Origin of the sequence: Candidatus Nanosyncoccus alces (assembly GCF_004138395.1) — a bacterium.
GTDB lineage: Bacteria > Patescibacteriota > Saccharimonadia > Saccharimonadales > Saccharimonadaceae > Nanosyncoccus > Nanosyncoccus alces.
The window spans coordinates 1-17,395 of sequence record NZ_PRLM01000002.1; the positions used below are offsets into that span (position 1 = coordinate 1).

Here is a 17,395-nt window from a genome sequence, read left to right on the forward strand (position 1 = left end):
GAAGCCGGTGACGTAATGTTATTTGGTGATAACTGTCTCGTAATCTTCTATGAATCATTCGACACAAGTTATAGCTACTCAAAAATTGGGCATATTAACAATTTGCCAAGCCTAGATGATGGAAATATCTCAATAAGTATTGACGTGAAATAAAAATGAGCGAGAAAAGACAAGCGAACATAGTAGTGAAACATATTAAATCTGAATATGGAGCAAATCCAGAATTCTTATGGCCAGATCGCTATCCAGGTTACGCAGCCTTCCGCCATGACAATAACAAGAAATGGTTTGCATTGGTTGCTACTATCTCTAGCAAAAGTTTAGGCCTAAAAGATGATAAAGCAATCGACGTTGTTAATCTCAAGTTCGATAAAAATCAGACTTATGACTTCGCCGAAACGAGTGACCATATCTTCCCGGCTTATCACATGAATAAGAACAACTGGATCACTATTTGGCTTGATGGGACTTTGTCGGACGGACTAATATTTGAACTCATTAAGAAAAGCTACTTACTCTCAGCCAAATAAAAACACCGCCTTTCGGCGAGTTTAATAATTCTTTCATTTGGTGAGGGGCGAGTAGACGTTGTTGCTCGGCTTTGCATGGTGGTGGACTGGTGTATTGACCATCCCGAATACACGGCGAAGATCAAGGTTATACCTAAAAAGGATTACCCGGTGCTGATGCCGTGTGAGTTCTGAGGTATAGATATACAGGCAAAGAGATTCGAACTTTCGAGTAAATATGACTCTATTGGAGCCGTAGAGGCTTAAAACAATGACAATGAAGAAAATAAAAGAATAACAATGTCAATGGCAAGAGCACACTTTGCATTTATGGTATAATAATAGTAATGAAAGACGGAAAGATTCCAGATCCAAATGTAGTTCACCCAATAGCTGGTTACGATAAAGAAATCTACATTAAGCCGACAATTAAAAACCCAAACATCATCGTTGGGGATTTTTCATATATTGCCGATTCGGACTTTGAGAGTCATGTCACTCATCATTACGATTTCAACGGCGACAAGTTAATAATCGGTAAGTTCTGCCAAATAGCTCCTGGTGTTGAGTTTATAATGAATGGCGCAAATCATCAAAGAAATGCTGCTACTACTTTTCCATTCTACACATTAGAGGGTTGGGAGCAGGCTTCGCCGACTGCCGAAGATTTGCAAATAAAGGGAAATACCGTCATTGGCAACGATGTATGGATTGGCCAAAATGCAGTAATTCTGCCGGGCGTACATATTGGAGATGGCGCAATTATTGGCACAAATAGCGTTGTAAGAGACGACGTAGAACCATATACGGTAGTTATCGGTAACCCTAGTCAAGTACTGCGTAAAAGGTTTGACGACGAACTCATCAATCTTCTCGAAGAGTTTAAGTGGTGGGATAAGAGTATCGAAGAAATAAATAGCCTTATCCCAATTCTTACGTCTAGTAATCTAGATAATCTTAGGACCGAGCTAAAGAATCGTTTAGCATAATACCGCTCTCGGAGCGCAACCTCAAAGAAACGAGGTCATTATAACAAAACGCCACCCATTTAAGAAGGCTAAACCCGGCGAACCAATACCGGTCACCGCACGACAATTAGAAAGTTTCGTGCTCGAACACAACGGCAAATTTAACTCGCGCGATTACGATAAGTTCGAGCGCATGGAACTTACAGAATCACCGGTTCGTGACGCAATCCACGAACTGAAGACCTATTCCCTAGAAACACTAGCGCAACGCTTCGATGTGCGCCTTTTTGGACGCGGTAAGCGCGTTTTTGCGAGGTTAGATGCCGAAGATGATAGTTGGTACTACTTTTCCCTCGCATACATTCCACGCGCACTAAATAACCGCGAAGTAAATGACGCGATAATTCAGATGTTCTTCATTGGCAAGTGGCGCGTTCACAAACTTTCGCTTTGGGCCGAGCCGGAAGATATTAACCACTACGGCAACGATCCCAACAAAACATTCTTCCATTTAGTCAATAGATAACATCTACTTGGGCACAATCGGGTTTTGAAAGTTATTGTGCAGAAAATAGAGGTGGGATTTTTTCTTGACATGAAACGGTGAAAAATGTTTTAAGATAAGCATTTTCAGATCTAGTATTATTCTAGATTTGGAATATAATAGTAAATAGAACAAGTGAGGTAAAATGAATTATATTTCAGCAAAAGAAACTGCTACAAAATGGGATATCTCTCAACGAAGAGTAGCTACTTTATGCTCAGAGGGGCGCATTATCGGTGCTATGTTCGTCGGAAATTCATGGGTAATTCCATGCGATGCCGTAAAGCCAATAGATGCACGAACAAAAGCCGCATCCTTAATTAATAACGAAGCAAAGCCATTTCTGAAATGGGCCGGCGGTAAAGGACAACTGCTTAAAGAAATCGAGCAATATTACCCTTTCACCAAAGACGTTACTATCACAAAGTACGCAGAACCATTTGTTGGCGGTGGTGCAGTACTTTTCGACATTTTAAATAAATATGAACTTCAGGAAGTCTATATTAGCGATATCAATGCAGAGCTCATAAACACGTACACGATAATCCGGGATGATATTGATACACTACTGGACGTTTTAAGGCGATTTGAGGGCGATTACCTAGCATTAGACAACAGCGGACGCAAGGAAGCCTATCTCGCCAAGCGTGCGCATTTTAACGAGCTTAAGAGCAAAAATGAAAACAGGGTTGAGTTAGCCGCCCTAATGATATTCCTTAACAAAACCTGCTTTAACGGTTTATATCGCGTAAATCGCAAAGGTGAATATAACGTACCGATTGGCGCATATAAGAACCCGCTCATTTGCAACGAGCACAATCTAAAGGCTGTATCTAAAAAATTACAAAACGTAAAGATAGTATGTGGCGACTACAAAGAGTCTGGTGATTTTATAGACGATAAGACTTTTGTATACTTTGATCCGCCATATCGCCCACTGACGCCAACCGCCAACTTTACGTCATATACAGAGGGTATGTTTGACGATAAAAACCAGCTAGAACTTGCGAAATTTGTTCAGGAGCTAGATCAAAAAGGTGCCAAGATAGTTGCAAGTAATTCTGATCCGAAGAATACCAACGAAGATGATAATTTCTTCGATGACGCCTACGCAAAACAGAATATCAAACGCGTGTCTGCAACGCGTATGATAAATCGAAATAGTGACAAACGTGGAAAAATTAACGAATTATTAATATCAAACTTTTAAAGAAAGGAGCAAAATGAAAAGAAATTTTAACGAATGGCTAGGAGAGTTTCGAGAAAGCATTGCCGACTATGGCTATTATATCGATTTCCCGAAGATTCACAAAAACGTAGACGCTATCAAGGTAGAATTAAACATTCTAAACGCGCTTGTAGGCTCACAGAACATTGAGCAAGAATTCGACGACCTTATTGCAAAATATCCAGAAACGTTAAAGTGCATTCCTATTTTATTGGCAGTTCGTTCTAATGAAATATATGCGATAGATGAAGATGGCGAATATAACTACAACTTCAGTAAAATGAACTATTCTGCCGAACAATATAAGGTATTCATGCGAAAGACTGGTCTATTTGACCTTATTGCAAATCATATCATTAGTAATCTAGTAGATTATGCCACCGGCGTAGAAACTGGCCTAGACTCCAACGGTCGCAAGAATCGTGGTGGTCATTTGATGGAGAATCTCGTAGAGGGTTATATCCAAAAAGCCGGATACGTTAAGGGCGAAAATTACTTTAAAGAGATGAATCTTAGCGAAATCGAAAATAAATGGAACATCGACCTTTCTGCTATCTCTAACCAAGGCAAAGCCGAAAAACGATTTGATTTTGTAATTAAAACCAATGACAATATTTATGGAATTGAGACAAATTTCTATGGTAGCGGTGGCTCCAAACTTAACGAAACGGCCCGTAGTTACAAAACACTTGCACTTGAAGCTAAAACGATAGACGGCTTTAAGTTTGCATGGTTCACCGACGGAAAAGGCTGGAATAGCGCTAGAAACAACCTCGAAGAAACATTTGATGTATTGGATGACGTTTACAATATTAATGACCTCGAGAGTGGCGTAATCGGGAGGTTTTAGTCTCTATGCCCGACAAGAAAAAAGAAATAAAGAAATGGGGGCCAGACGATTTTGAACTAGAAATGACTAGCGTCTGGAGTTTCCCCAATCGTGGTAACTGGGCTACCCACGATGCGAAATGGCGCGGAAACTGGTCGCCATATATACCGAGAAATATTTTACTTCGCTATTCAAAAGAGGGCGATTGGGTATTAGACCAATTTGCCGGCGGTGGCACTACGCTAGTAGAAGCAAAACTATTAAACCGCAACATAATTGGAATGGATGTTAATCCGACCGCACTTAAAAGATGTCGCGAAAAAGTCAAATTCAAACATGAGGGTGCAGATGGCATAGTTAAGGTATCGAAATGCGACGCGCGTAATCTAAAACCAATTCCGGACGAAAGCATTGACCTAATATGCACGCATCCACCATATGCAAATATCATTCATTACAGCGAGGGGCAAGATATTCCACAGGATTTATCAAACTTTAAAGTTAATGATTTTCTAGAACAAATGAAAAGTGTAGCGTCAGAAAGCTACCGCGTATTAAAGTTTGGCAAATTCTGCGCAATTCTAATGGGCGATACGCGCCAAAAAGGCCACGTAATTCCACTAAGCTTTAAGACGATGCGAGTATTCGAAGATGCAGGTTTCAAGCTAAAAGAAATCATTATGAAAGAACAACATAACTGCCGAGCGACCGGATATTGGAAAACGAATAGCATAAAGTATAATTTTCTTTTGCTAGCGCACGAATATTTATTTATCTTTGAGAAGGAGAAGAAATAGTGCTTATAGACTTTCACTGCCATACAAAAGCTACCAAGAATGGCGAAACGCTATCGAGAAATATACCTAGCCCCCAATTCTTCTGCGAACAAGTAAAGAACGCCAATGTAAAAATGATTGCTATAACCAATCATAATTCTTTTGACCTAGAACAATTCAACGAAATTCAAAAAGAAGCGAAGAACGAAATAATAATCTTTCCAGGCATAGAGCTCGACGTAATTGGTTTGAATAAAGAACGAGGTCATATCGTATTTTTCTACGACAATGCAAAGGTGGACGTTTTCGATAAACAAGTAAAAGAGCTACTAGGTAGCAGAAGTGCAGACTCTTTTGTGGTAGAAATCGATGAGTTTATCTCTTTTGCTAACAAGCTAAATACTGGCATCATAATGGCCCACTATCATAAGAGAGATGCATTAGACGAAAAGTCGCTCTTGAAGATTAGAGATGGTCTAGATAATAAATTTAGATTCTTTTTCGAACCAAGTAATTATCGAACGCTTGGGATAATGATTAACAATAATTTTCGAGTTTTAATGGGCTCTGACATACAAGACTGGTCAGACTATCAAAAACAAAAATTTGCCAGCATAAAGCTAGATATTGATTCTTATGACATGCTCTTTCGGTTTATAAAAAAAGATACTGAGGTAGTAGAAAGCATACTTAATAAATTAAGATATGAAAAAATCCCAATTTCCTATAGCCGAGACAGCAAAAAAGAAATATGTTTTTATCAAGATGTGAATATTATATTTGGCGAAAAGGGCTCGGGAAAAACGCAAACTCTAGACGAAGTTAAGCAGTATTTTGATGGGCTCAATAACAGCGTTTCATACTATTCCCCTCAAAAAGCGAGCGATCATATGAAAGAAAAGTTATCGATTTCTCGAGACGAAAGAAAAAGCAGCTACTACAATATTGACGCAAGAAAGAGCGAATTAGATTTTTTAGAGAGCTGGGAATCAACAAAAATCACGAAATTTGACGACTATAAAGAGCATATGCGAACGGCGTCGTTAAACGCCAATAAGGCAAAGATGCAGATACTAAATATTACCGATGAAGAATTTGGTGAAGATAAGAGCAATCTCGAAGAGACAGAAAAACATCTTAAACTAATTAAGAAGTTAAGAGATATTATTGAAGAAATAGCACCAAGCGCATACTTAAAAGATGCCGAGCTCGACAACTTCAATGATTCATTCGATAGATTACGCGAAAGGATTCTGCAGAAATATAAAGAAGAGCTCGCTAATTCGTTCGGCATAAAGCTCGCCAAGCACTTCGTAAACACAATGAAGGAAATAACAGACAAAAATACTGATTCTAAATCACTACCTAGCACTACTGGTTTTGCTTTGTATGCTAAGTTGTTATTTAAGACAAATAATGCCGCAAATAAAATACTGAGTATCGAAAACGAGTCAATAATCGATAAGCCAGAGTTTATTGGAGCGCTAGACAATGGCAAAAAGCTATATAGAAGAAAGAAGGTCCAAGGTTTGTCAAGTGATAGTAAAGCTGCAGATGGCTTCGAACAAATAACGAATTTGCGCCAAATAAGAAAGGCCTTAGTAGATATAAAGAATCATATATTCGATACGAATTTAGGAGAGTATATAAAGGAATATAAGAATTCAATAGCTTGTTTTGACGATTTTAGTATAGACACGATGATTGGCGTATCTAAATATTTCACGCTTGAAGACGGAAAGAAATATGTTCCATCCACTGGAGAAGAAACGATGATAGCACTAGATGAAGCTCTAAACGAAGAAAGTGACGTCTATATACTTGATGAGCCAGAGAAAAGCCTAGGAAATAGTTATATAAACGATACTGTCGTAGAAAGAGTTAACTATTTAGCAAAACTTAAGAAAACAATCGTCATAGTAACACATAATGCAAACATTGCTATCAGGACTTTACCATATCAAACAATTCTGAAGCTATATGATGGCGACTACGCAACATATACCGGAAATCTATATAGTGGTACCCTTAAAGATCTAGATAGCGGAGAGACAAAAGACTGGCGAGAAGAAAGTATACGAATTCTAGAAGGTGGCAAAGAAGCATTTAATGAGAGAGGAGATATTTATGCTCAATAAAACAATATATGTATTTCTCACGAAAGTTGACGATAGCAATACGCTAACATTTAAGTTCGATGACGGCCAAGTTAACATAAATCTCGAATCGAATGATACTAATACTATAAAAGAAGTTTTTCAAAGGATAGCAAAAGAGCTATGCGAGAACGATATTGAGCTTGATTATTCTGTAAATGAGGAAAAGATAGATAGCAACAAAGATGGGCTGTTTATTGATGCTGCCGAAGAATATATTGAGCGGCTTAAGTTAGAAATTGAAAGCTTAAAAGAAGATGAACATCTAAAGATGATTCGATCCAATCAGACCGATAATGTCTAGCTCAGACTTTTTCATAGATCCACCGAGCAAACATGCTCTAACCCGAACTTTCGACCTAAGTCATCCCACATAGCGTCCGGCGCATCTTCGCCGAGAACACGATAAAGCGCATAGTCGTAATCGACAAAAATCTTAGCGACTTCTTGAGGATTCACCATAAGTTGGCAGAAATAGCCGGCAGACGTTTCGCCCTCGACCATAATTGGGTGGTCTTGCCCGTCTTCATTCGCGACGGATTCATATTCCTCGCGCCATTTGCGAATCTCTTTTTGTACGACCGCGACGGCATCTTCTAACTTAATAGCCATAATAAACTCCTAAAATGTTTTGCGTATTTAACCTTACCTTCGCAAGAATTGCAAGTTTTCGAACCCGACCAATAACAGAGATAATAGCAGCTAAAACGCACTCGTTCGCATATCTCCCCACACTTCCAAAGCGCTTATGCTTGGCTTTTTCGAACTTGTGTAATATACTTATGTTAATTGCGGCGCAGGCTCTGCGCCTTTCTCGAGTAAGAGGGGGTAGCCCCTCATATTTTATGCACGGACTCTGCGTCACAAGTTACACTTGCCGATAAAATGGCAACACCTTGGGTGGAGAAAGTAACTAGTACTTTAAATGCAAAAGGAACAGCCGGTCGTAGAAGACCGAAAAGAAGCCGTCAAAAACCTAGTGCAATTACTTTGCGCATTGGACGACATAGACGATTCGCCAGACCGCGAGTCCAACAAAGAGAAAGGAGTGTGCGACGACGGAGTAGTTGTCGTGTTCTAAAACTATGAACAGAATGCTAATAAATGCAAATAGCGGCATAGTTCAGAAGCCACTACGCTACGTTATGTATGTACGTAAATCTTCCGAAGATGCCGAAGCCCAAGCCAAATCATTACCAGACCAAATCGCAGATTGTAAAGAATATGCGAATAATCATGGTTTGCTCCTAGTTGGCGAACCGATCCAAGAATCTAAATCCGCGAAGAAATCCGGTAACCGTCCACTTTTCTCGCAGATGCTAAAGGATATCGAGAAAGGTAAATACGACGCTATTCTCGCTTGGCACCCAGACCGCTTATCGAGAAATTCGCTCGAAGCCGGAATGGTTGTTGATATGGTCGATAACGGAGTCATTAAAGACTTACGTTTCCCGACTTTCGAATTCCATAACGATTCAAGCGGCAAGCTAACGCTGAACATGCTCTTTGCCCTATCAAAGCAATATTCAGAGCATCTATCCGAGAGCGTGCAACGCGGCGTCGATTCTAACCTCGAACAAGGCAAGTCCGGCGGTATGCCAAAGTGGGGCTATATTAGAGACGACGTGTCCGGTTATTACAAACCAGACAAGAACTTCAAGATGATCCAGAAAGGTTGGCAAATGATTCTAAACGGCGCGTCACAAATGGAAGTCTATCGCTACTGGAAGATGAATAATGTAGAACGTTCTACAAAACTATCGCGCCGAAATAAGCATGTCAGAAGCTACGGCGTCTGCGAAAGCACCGCGAACCGCATCTTCCACGATCCGTTCTACTATGGAATTCTCGAACAGGGCCGGAGCTGCGTAGACTTGCGTGTCGTAACGCCAAACTTCAAACCAATGGTAACTGAAGAAGAATTCAACCAAGTACAACACATGTTTAGAAAAGACCGCGGCTCGATCCAATCTTCCTGCTACGAGAACCAAAAAGCCACACATGGCAAATACTTCTTGCCGTTCCGCCACCTTATCAAATGCTCGGTGTGTGGCCACTATATGATTCCGGCCAGAAACCGCGGACATTCTGGCACGTATTACCTTAACTACCGTTGCCATAACAAGGCTTGTACGCGCCCAAAGAACAATGTACGCATGCATGTGATCATGGACCAACTCTACGAAGAATTTGGTCGTATCAGCCAGAAATACGATTTTACAAGCTTTATCGACGATATGAGCGAATATGCTGACAAGAAGATGCAAGAGTTTGCCGTCGAAAAACACGAGCTACTCGGCCAGAAAACACAGAAACAAAGAAAAATCGACGACCTCGCCGAAAAGTATGCCGAACTTGACAAAGAATCGCCAAAAGCCGTCAAAGACAAACTCAAAAAGGACATGGCGGATTTGCAAAATGATGTTGTAAATATAGACGAAAGAATCAAGCAAATTGAAGCTAAAATCAAGAATCCTGAAAAATTACGCATGACCATCGAAAAGTTTTCGAACTCGCTAAATTCGCTAATTAACAGGTTAGAAAAAGGAGATCTCGTTGAAAAGGACATTTTAGTCAGAAATATGGTTTCGAACCTTGAAATTGATGCACAAAAAAGGGTGATTTACAGATATAAATCACCATTTAATTTCCTATTTGAACCTGAGTTTTCCACAGGTTCCCCTGTTGGTGAGCCGGGTGGGACTCGAACCCACGACACCAAGCTTAAGAGGCTCGTGCTCTAACCAGCTGAGCTACCGGCCCACTCACAGTCCGCCAAAATACGAACTCTCTTAATTATATCACAAAACCATTCTTTTAAAAAGCCCAAAAACCATCGCCACAGTAACCGCTCAAAAGATCAATCGCAACCATCTAACACCACTTTTCCGTCCTCACCTACCTTCACCCCTTCCGCCATCAACCTAGCCCTCTGCTCTTCTACCCCGCCAAATCCAAAATTAACCGCTAGCCGCCCATCCTTAGCCACCACCCGGTGACACGGCACCCATAGCTCCTTCGGCACCGAACCAGAACCCCACTCATACGGATTCACATGCAAGGCATTCCCCACCACTCGCGCCGCACCCGGTCTCCCAACCAAAGACGCTATCTCGCCATATGTCGCCACACGACCAGGCTTAATCTTCCGCACCGCCGCATAAACTTCTTCTCGAAAGTTCAAAGCCTATTTTCCCGTATTTTTACTTTCAATTTCCGTAAGTTCAAACCTGTACTTCTGTTTTATCTCCGGATATTTCTCATGGTCCACCTCACTCACAAACATTTCTAAAGGCCGCGCATACAATTTACCCTCCCCATATAGCGCCCGATAAATCACCATCTTCTCCCTCGTTTCCGAATGTTCTGCAATATCTTCTACCAAATACAAATCTCCCTTAAAATGCCGGTATACCCGCCCAAGCTTCAATCTACCATCATTATTCATCTTGTTTCTTCTTTCGCGATTTGAATAACTTTCCCAGATGCATGGCGTAACTCGCTTTTTCTCCAATATCTATTGCGTCTCCTAACCCTGACACTTTCCTCACTTCATCATAAGCTTTCTGGTGCACCGCCGCCCGCGTTGGCAATACCGCTCGTTTGGCCTCATCTAAAGCTCTGTCAGCCACCCCTTCCATTACTCCATCAACTACAGCACTAGCACAATTTCCAGCCATACCGCCACCACTCGCACCAGCACCCACTATCGACAGTTCCGTAAACAAATCCAAATATTTCTGATTTAGTGGACTTTTAGCAAATTCTGCCTCAAACTCGCCCACATCTTTACACTTATCACCTAACTCTTCAATTTCATCAAACAAGCCAGCGACTTTCTTCTTGCCCTCTGCACCAGCCCCATAGAATGCTTCAATCGCATCCCTTCGCGTACTGATACTTTGTTTTATATATTCATCCATGCTTTTATTATATCACTCTAGTTCCTTCAACAACTCTCACCCATTAAGCTACAATTATTTTCTCATCCTCCTCACCACTTCCTTCATATCTTCATCTACCCTATACGAATCGCAAATCTTCGATATCGTCTTATTAAATGTCCACCTCGGCAACTGCGAAACCTGCAAATATCCCAAAGTAACCTCCGGGAATTTTACGAAGCATTCCGCAATCAACCACGCAATTGCCATCCGTATATAATACTCTTCACGTCCCTTCAGCCTCTCCACCCGATCAAAAATCAAACCCAAATATTCAGGCTCTACATAAGCACACTTCAAAATCACCAACCCCGCCCGCACCGCAAACTCATCTCCACGTCCTCGCAAACCGTCTAGCAGCCCCTCAATCTTACCATCTAAAAACTCTTCTTTGCGCCCACGAATCACCCGACTTACCCCCAAACAAAACGTGTCACACGCACACCAATCATCAATATGCCTAAGTTGCGAATCAAACCATTTAAGCATCTCCTCATACGGCAACTTGCAAACCAGCATTCCCCTCGCCATCACTTCCTCAAACGCCACCGGTTGAACTCTCAAAAAATCCTCATACAAATCGCGCGGTACCAAGTCCACTACTTTCCGAATCAAAGGCACTCTCACTCCCAGAAACGGCCTTTCACTCGGGATCCCCTTGATTATAAAGTCCCTGTATTCATCTTCCGCATAAAAAGCCAGTTGTTCACGTAACTCACGATATTCCCTAATCTCTTTCATATCAAAATACCAACTCTACATTACACAAACACTATAAACAACAAATAAATCGAAGCTACTTCGCGTATTCTACCGCGCGGGTCTCACGAATCACATTCACCTTAATTACACCCGGGTAACTCATCGTCGCTTCAATCTTGTTTGCAATATCGCGTGCCAACTTCAACGCCGACAAATCATCAATTTGCTTTGGCTCTACAATTACACGAATTTCACGACCTGCTGATATTGCATAAGCCTTCTCAATACCAGGGAACGAAGTAGCAATATTTTCCAAATCTCGCATCCGCTCAGCAAAGTTCTCCGCCGAAATGTTCCTAGCTCCCGGCCGTGCTGCCGATATTGCATCCACAATCTTTACAATCACCGCTTCTGGCGTAGTCGGTTCAATATCTTCATGATGCGCCGCAATTGCATGCACCACTTCATCCGGCATCCCATACTTTTTCGCTAATTCCGCACCAATTTCTGCGTGCTTACCCTCAATCTTATGAGTCACTGCCTTACCCATATCGTGCAACAACGTCGCCGTCTTCGCTATCCGTTTATCCGCGCCAATCTCTTCCGCAATCATGCCCGCCATATGCGCCATCTCAATAGAATGAAGCAACACATTCTGCCCATAAGAAGTCCTAAACTTTAACTCGCCCAGTAAGTGTAAAATCTCTCGCGGAATACCTACTACGCCTACCTCACGTGCTGCATCCTCCCCAGCCCGCACTACTTCTTTTTCTATCTCGCGCTCAGCTTTTGCTACCGCATCCTCAATAGACGAAGGGTTAATTCGCCCATCTTTCATCAAACGTTCCAACGCATACCGCGCTACCTGGCGGCGAATCGGATCAAACGACGACAAAACTACCATCCCAGGCGTATCGTCTACCATAATATCTACACCAGTAGCCCGCTGCAAAGCCTGAATATTTCGCCCCTCTTTACCAATAATTCGACCTTTCATATCATCATCTGGCAACTTCAACGCCGTAATCGTACGATCTGCCGTCACTTCCGAACTCATCCGCTCCATCGCTGTAAGCAACGCTGCCTGCGCTGTTTCATCTATCTCGTGCTTAATCTCCTTCTGTTCCTTTATCACGAGTCCAGCCAAATCTTGCTTGATATCATTCTCCGTCATCTTCATCAACTTGTCTCGCGCTTCCGTCTTTGACAATCCAGCAATCTTTTCCAATTTCTCATGTTGCTTCGCCCGAATCTCCCGTACCTCATTCTTCAACTCTTCCAATTCTCGCTCTTCTTTATTCAACTTTTCCGTCTTCTTCTCTAGCTGATCCAACTTTGCATCCAACGTCGTCTCCCGCTCGGTTAAGCGCTTTTCGGTCGCACGCCACTCCTTACGACGATCGTTTTCTTCCGCCTGGTTCTTCTCTGTCAAACGCGAAGCCTCTTTTTTGGCGTTCAAAACTATTTCACTTGCTTCGTGCTTAGCCTTACGCACCAAATCATCCGCCTTGTTCTTACCCCCGTTCTCGTTCCGCTTATTATAAGCAAAAATCCCGCCCGCACCAACAGCAAGTCCTGCCACTGCGGCAATAATTGGGATCACTACTTCCATAATTCCCTTTCTAATTGTTTTTGCTGATATTTTTCTCTATATCAGCGGGTTAACAAATAACATCAATTAATAAATTTCCACTATCTATTATACCACGAAAATAATCAAACTCATAAGACTACGCCGCAATGCGCATCTCTACAAACCCCGTGGAAGTATTTCGCACCACCAAATCCACTCCGTTAGACGCACGTTCTATTCTATGCGTCACCCATCCAGAAGAATTTCTTACCACTAATGAATTTGATAATAAACTTCCTTCTATATGAGAACTGGTACCATCTGCCATCTTGCAGATCACACCATTGCTCACAAGCATTTCCTCTAACCGCACCGATTTCTCCCTCTTATTTATTAAAACATTTTTCCTAGTTTATTTTACTCACCCAGAAAAATCAAGCTCTAGCATAAATAATCTCATATTTTAGCACTCTTGCTTTTTGAGTGCCAACGCGCTATAATTATTCTATGTCTAAACGTGATTATTACGAAGTTCTTGGCGTCTCCAAAAACGCCTCTGATGATGAAATCAAAAAAGCCTATCGTAAACTAGCTGTTAAATACCATCCAGACAAAAACCCCGGCGACAAAGAAGCCGAAGCCAAATTCAAAGAAGTTTCCGAAGCACACGAAGTCTTAAGTGACAAACAAAAACGTGCCCGCTATGACCAATTTGGCCACGCCGGCGTGGGCGGCAATACTGGCAACCCCTTTGGCGGCAGCAATCCATTCGGCAACGGTGGCAATTTCAACTTCAATGGCCAATCTTTCAATTTCGATTTCGGTGGCGGCGGTCTAGACGACATTCTCGGCAGTATTTTTGGCTTCGGCGGTGGAGCTAGACGCCCCCGTCGTGGCGCAGATTATCAGACTTCCGTTACTGTCAGTTTCGAAGATGCCATTTTTGGCACCACCAAAACCATCTCGCATAACGGCAGCGACATTAAAGTCAAAATTCCTGCCGGCATCGACGATGGCATGTCTATCCGTTTACGCGGCAAGGGTGGCGACGCTCCCGAAGGTGGCGAAAAAGGCGACCTCTATATCCGCATACGCGTCAAACCCCACAAACATCTCACCCGCGAAGGCGCTATCATCCTATCCGAAGAGCACATCAATATGGTGGACGCCGCACTTGGCACCGAAATCGAAGTCGAAACCGTAGACGGCAAAATCACTATGAAAGTCCCCGCCGGCACTCAATCTGGCACCCCATTCAAACTCTCTGGCCACGGTGTGCCTTTTCGTTCTGACGGCGATCGTGGTCCACACATCGTCACCATCATTGTAGAAACTCCTAAAAACCTCAGCAAAAAACAAAAAGAACTCCTCGAAGAGTTCAAAAACTCCAAAAAACGCAGCTTTTGGGGCTAGAACAACCCCCTGCAAAAAACACCCCCACAAAGGACCGTAAACTATACGGTCCTTTTAGCATTTGGATTCGTAGTAATCAAGCCTTCCTCAGTCTCTGATGCAATAATCTGGATATGCACATGATTTTGTCCAGCAAAGAACAACCCCTGACCCACCGGAAAGTTAGACAGCCGTCTTTTTTCTTCTTCAGTCAATTTAAACACATCAGACAGCACATCCACCGCCGATGCCGACTGTTTCAAGAGCAACTGCATCGACGAGTTTGCCACAATCGCACGTCCCATCTTCGAACCCATGAAATCCTCTACGTCCTGCGTAATTGTAGTGAGCCCCAAATAGTACTTACGCGCTCGCTTCGCTAGTGAGAACAAGAAATTTGAAGAATCTTCGTATTTCATCAATTGCCAAGCCTCATCCACGATCAGCAACCGCTTCTTCTGCTCAGCACGTACAATATTCCAAATGTGTGACAATACAATATACATCGCCACTGGCCTTAGCTCATCCTCTAAATCGCGAATGTTAAACACTACCATCTGGTTATTAATATCTACATTGCTCTGTTGTGAAAAAATCCCTGCAAAGGTCCCTGTAGTATACTTACGTAACCGTTGCGCCAACTGCGGTCCCGAACCTTCCATATGCAAAAGCGTATCATATAAATTCATAATCGTCGGCGGAGTAGACTGGTGCGTCAACGGGTCCGACGTAATCCCTGCCCGCGCATAAGTATCAATCAACGCCTGGTCCAAATCCGCTTCTTCATTAGCCGTCAAAGCCGGCACTACTTGGCCGCTCGCCGACATCTGATTCCCGCCTAACATTAGTCTAAACAACCCATGCAAAGTCACCAAGTTCGCTCTCAGAGCATCATTTGCATCTTCCGAATCCACTACTTTCGGCAAATCAAACGGGTTAATCCGCACGTCCGAGTTTAGCGACAATCTGATATAAGATCCGCCCACCGCATCACACAACTTCTGATACTCATTCTCTGGGTCAATAATCAAAATCTCGCTCCCCACCATCATCGAACGCAATGCCTCAAGTTTCACCGTAAATGATTTACCAGCACCAGACTTCGCAAATACCACCATATTAGCATTCTCTAAAGAAAACCGATCAAATATCACCAAGCCATTATTATGCATATTAATACCATATAATATGCCCTTGTCCTGCGTAAGATCCGCCGAAGTAAACGGGAACGACGTCGAAATTGCACCAGTATTCATATTTCGTCGAATCTGTAGCTGATCCGTACATTGCGGCATTATCGAATTCATCCCCTGCTCTTGTTGCGAATTCGCCACCTTCGAAAAGATCATCTGCTGTCCAAAAATCGTCTCAATCTTCTGTTGTACAAATTTTAGCTCATCCAAAGAATCCGCCCATAAAGTAATATACAGCCCAAACCGGAAGAATTTTTCTGCCCCCACCTGTAACTGGTCACGCAATTCCTCAGCATCGTTAATCGCCGCCTCAAGCTCCGGATCACGCACCCGTCCTTTTTCCGCATTGATATTCATCGACGCTTCTAGCTGAGTCACCTTGGTCCGCAAGTTTTTCATCACCACCGCTGATTCTACCGGGTAAATATACATTGACACGTCAATCACTTCATCGATGTTAATAATCGGTGAAATCCACCCCGTATAAAGCGACCGCGGGTAACCATATACATACAAAGTCCGCCCATACTTATTCCCTAACCTAAAATAATCCGAATGAATTTCAATCGCTGACGGCGAAATCAAATCCCTTAGAGTGTTTGTCCCCTGCTCAAACGCCTGCTGAATTTGCGCCGCTTCCATTGCCTCATTTTGCGCCGCAATTTCTGCCGCCGTCAATTTCTTCTTTTTAGCCATTATTCTCTCCCTTCCTCACATACATAGTTGCTAGCTTAGAAAAGTCCACCAACGGCTCCCTTACTGCAGTATCTGGATTATTAAAGTTATAATAAAGCTCTGCCAACTCTCTCGTATTCAAACGCACCGAACTGATCCCAATCTGGAACAACCCAGAAATAATCGTATCTACACGATTAGTTAGTTCGGACAAAGCCTTGTCATAAGTAGGACGATCAATTCGCGTCACTTCCGGCGCCTTATTTTTTGATAAAGTCTTAAAGAAGTTCTTTGTCTGTTGTAAAACCTTCTCTGCATCAGCCGAGGTATAATACGGCACCACGATAAAGAATGATTTGTCCATAATATTTGCTTCTTGCGACAAAATATCGATAAAGTTGATGTAATCGTCCATCAATACACCGAGCAACATATTATCGTTATTGCGCCGGATCTCAGACAGCCGCTCAATGTACGGCCCAATGTCTACCCTCTGTGACCGCACCAATATCTGGGTCGTAAATTTCAAAGAGTTCAAAAAGTTTTGATAAGAATACTCAATCCCTTCCCGCTCCGCATCGCTCATCAAATCAAAGTTGATTGACTTGCACGCCACCACCGCGCGGAACGATCCGTCTTTCATAATCACCACATTATCCCGCAACTCCGAAATCAACAAAGTAGATTGCGTCGAAGTCGGCACATCCTTATTCGACGACACCGGTGCCGCCTGATTCGCCGCCACTGCCGCTGCGCCTAAGTTCGCCATATTTTGTTGTTGCATCTGTTGATTTGGCATAATCATCTGCGGCCCAGCCTGCATCATCCCAGGATTATTCACTGGCTGATTTGGCATAATCATTTGTGGCGCGCCTTGCATATTTGCGTAATCTTGTGGATTCATAA

The 17,395-nt window shown here is 42.6% G+C and carries 19 protein-coding genes, 1 tRNA gene and 2 pseudogenes; 12 read left to right on the top strand and 10 right to left on the bottom strand.

Annotated features, from left to right (window positions below):
• From G3RUM_RS03905 to G3RUM_RS00975, 9 genes are all read left to right on the top strand, one after another.
• Positions 1 to 153 (top strand): cyclophilin-like fold protein (locus G3RUM_RS03905; RefSeq protein ID WP_206660890.1); only part of this gene is annotated, 153 nt, incomplete at its 5' end.
• Positions 154 to 155: 2 nt separating this feature from the next.
• Positions 156 to 530, top strand: coding sequence for an MmcQ/YjbR family DNA-binding protein (locus G3RUM_RS00940; protein WP_129734503.1), 375 nt, complete (start codon positions 156 to 158; stop codon positions 528 to 530).
• 326 nt (positions 531 to 856) lie between these two features.
• Positions 857 to 1,498: a CatB-related O-acetyltransferase gene (locus G3RUM_RS00945; protein WP_129734505.1), complete on the top strand. Its 642-nt coding sequence runs from the start codon at positions 857 to 859 to the stop codon at positions 1,496 to 1,498.
• A gap of 172 nt (positions 1,499 to 1,670) precedes the next feature.
• Entirely contained in the window at positions 1,671 to 2,003 is a 333-nt protein-coding gene (locus G3RUM_RS00950) for a hypothetical protein (RefSeq protein ID WP_206660886.1), read from the top strand.
• A gap of 163 nt (positions 2,004 to 2,166) precedes the next feature.
• A complete protein-coding gene (locus G3RUM_RS00955) occupies positions 2,167 to 3,231 on the top strand; it encodes a DNA adenine methylase (RefSeq protein ID WP_129734509.1) in 1,065 nt (354 codons plus the stop codon).
• A gap of 13 nt (positions 3,232 to 3,244) precedes the next feature.
• Entirely contained in the window at positions 3,245 to 4,099 is an 855-nt protein-coding gene (locus tag G3RUM_RS00960) for a type II restriction endonuclease (RefSeq protein WP_129734511.1), read from the top strand.
• Positions 4,100 to 4,104: 5 nt separating this feature from the next.
• Positions 4,105 to 4,875: a TRM11 family SAM-dependent methyltransferase gene (locus tag G3RUM_RS00965; RefSeq protein WP_129734513.1), complete on the top strand. Its 771-nt coding sequence runs from the start codon at positions 4,105 to 4,107 to the stop codon at positions 4,873 to 4,875.
• Positions 4,875 to 6,992 (top strand): hypothetical protein, encoded by a 2,118-nt coding sequence (locus G3RUM_RS00970; protein ID WP_129734515.1) that lies wholly within the window; start codon positions 4,875 to 4,877, stop codon positions 6,990 to 6,992. The genes G3RUM_RS00965 and G3RUM_RS00970 overlap by 1 nt, the downstream gene beginning before the upstream one ends.
• Positions 6,982 to 7,314, top strand: coding sequence for a hypothetical protein (locus G3RUM_RS00975; protein WP_129734517.1), 333 nt, complete (start codon positions 6,982 to 6,984; stop codon positions 7,312 to 7,314). Before G3RUM_RS00970 ends, G3RUM_RS00975 begins: the two co-directional genes overlap by 11 nt.
• Before the next feature lie 11 nt (positions 7,315 to 7,325).
• Here the strand turns inward: G3RUM_RS00975 and G3RUM_RS00980 are convergent, their stop codons facing one another.
• Complete coding sequence (locus G3RUM_RS00980) at positions 7,326 to 7,622, bottom strand: hypothetical protein (RefSeq protein WP_129734519.1); 297 nt, start codon at positions 7,620 to 7,622, stop codon at positions 7,326 to 7,328.
• 313 nt (positions 7,623 to 7,935) lie between these two features.
• Here G3RUM_RS00980 and G3RUM_RS03795 point away from each other — a divergent pair, with 313 nt between their 5' ends.
• Positions 7,936 to 8,091 carry a hypothetical protein gene (locus G3RUM_RS03795; RefSeq protein WP_164998325.1) on the top strand — a complete coding sequence of 52 codons (156 nt, stop codon included), beginning with the start codon at positions 7,936 to 7,938 and terminating at the stop codon, positions 8,089 to 8,091.
• 64 nt (positions 8,092 to 8,155) lie between these two features.
• Positions 8,156 to 9,130: pseudogene (locus G3RUM_RS03910) on the top strand (recombinase family protein); the annotation flags it as partial.
• A gap of 566 nt (positions 9,131 to 9,696) precedes the next feature.
• Here G3RUM_RS03910 and G3RUM_RS00995 read toward each other — a convergent pair.
• The 7 genes from G3RUM_RS00995 to G3RUM_RS01025 all read right to left on the bottom strand — a co-directional run bounded on the left by G3RUM_RS00995 (position 9,697) and on the right by G3RUM_RS01025 (position 13,581).
• Positions 9,697 to 9,773 (bottom strand) — tRNA-Lys (locus G3RUM_RS00995).
• Between the two features lie 97 nt (positions 9,774 to 9,870).
• Positions 9,871 to 10,194 carry an MGMT family protein gene (locus tag G3RUM_RS01000; RefSeq protein ID WP_129734522.1) on the bottom strand — a complete coding sequence of 108 codons (324 nt, stop codon included), beginning with the start codon at positions 10,192 to 10,194 and terminating at the stop codon, positions 9,871 to 9,873.
• 3 nt (positions 10,195 to 10,197) lie between these two features.
• Positions 10,198 to 10,458: a DUF1653 domain-containing protein gene (locus G3RUM_RS01005; RefSeq protein ID WP_129734524.1), complete on the bottom strand. Its 261-nt coding sequence runs from the start codon at positions 10,456 to 10,458 to the stop codon at positions 10,198 to 10,200.
• Positions 10,451 to 10,933, bottom strand: coding sequence for a hypothetical protein (locus tag G3RUM_RS01010; RefSeq protein WP_129734526.1), 483 nt, complete (start codon positions 10,931 to 10,933; stop codon positions 10,451 to 10,453). The genes G3RUM_RS01005 and G3RUM_RS01010 overlap by 8 nt, the downstream gene beginning before the upstream one ends.
• 54 nt (positions 10,934 to 10,987) lie before the next feature.
• Complete coding sequence (locus G3RUM_RS01015) at positions 10,988 to 11,695, bottom strand: DNA alkylation repair protein (protein WP_129734528.1); 708 nt, start codon at positions 11,693 to 11,695, stop codon at positions 10,988 to 10,990.
• A gap of 55 nt (positions 11,696 to 11,750) precedes the next feature.
• Complete coding sequence (gene rny / locus G3RUM_RS01020) at positions 11,751 to 13,268, bottom strand: ribonuclease Y (protein ID WP_129734530.1); 1,518 nt, start codon at positions 13,266 to 13,268, stop codon at positions 11,751 to 11,753.
• Between the two features lie 118 nt (positions 13,269 to 13,386).
• Positions 13,387 to 13,581, bottom strand: a complete 195-nt coding sequence (locus tag G3RUM_RS01025) for a hypothetical protein (RefSeq protein ID WP_129734532.1) — start codon at positions 13,579 to 13,581, stop codon at positions 13,387 to 13,389.
• 155 nt (positions 13,582 to 13,736) lie between these two features.
• On the opposite strand from G3RUM_RS01025, the pseudogene G3RUM_RS01030 reads away from it, so the two are divergent.
• Positions 13,737 to 14,555, top strand: a pseudogene (locus G3RUM_RS01030) (DnaJ C-terminal domain-containing protein); the annotation flags it as partial.
• A gap of 128 nt (positions 14,556 to 14,683) precedes the next feature.
• Here the strand turns inward: G3RUM_RS01030 and G3RUM_RS01035 are convergent.
• Both G3RUM_RS01035 and G3RUM_RS03855 read right to left on the bottom strand, forming a co-directional pair.
• Positions 14,684 to 16,510: a VirB4-like conjugal transfer ATPase, CD1110 family gene (locus tag G3RUM_RS01035; RefSeq protein WP_129734536.1), complete on the bottom strand. Its 1,827-nt coding sequence runs from the start codon at positions 16,508 to 16,510 to the stop codon at positions 14,684 to 14,686.
• Positions 16,503 to 17,393 (bottom strand): TraC-like domain-containing protein, encoded by an 891-nt coding sequence (locus G3RUM_RS03855; RefSeq protein ID WP_206660887.1) that lies wholly within the window; start codon positions 17,391 to 17,393, stop codon positions 16,503 to 16,505. Before G3RUM_RS03855 ends, G3RUM_RS01035 begins: the two co-directional genes overlap by 8 nt.
• Between the last annotated feature and the right edge of the window lie 2 nt (positions 17,394 to 17,395).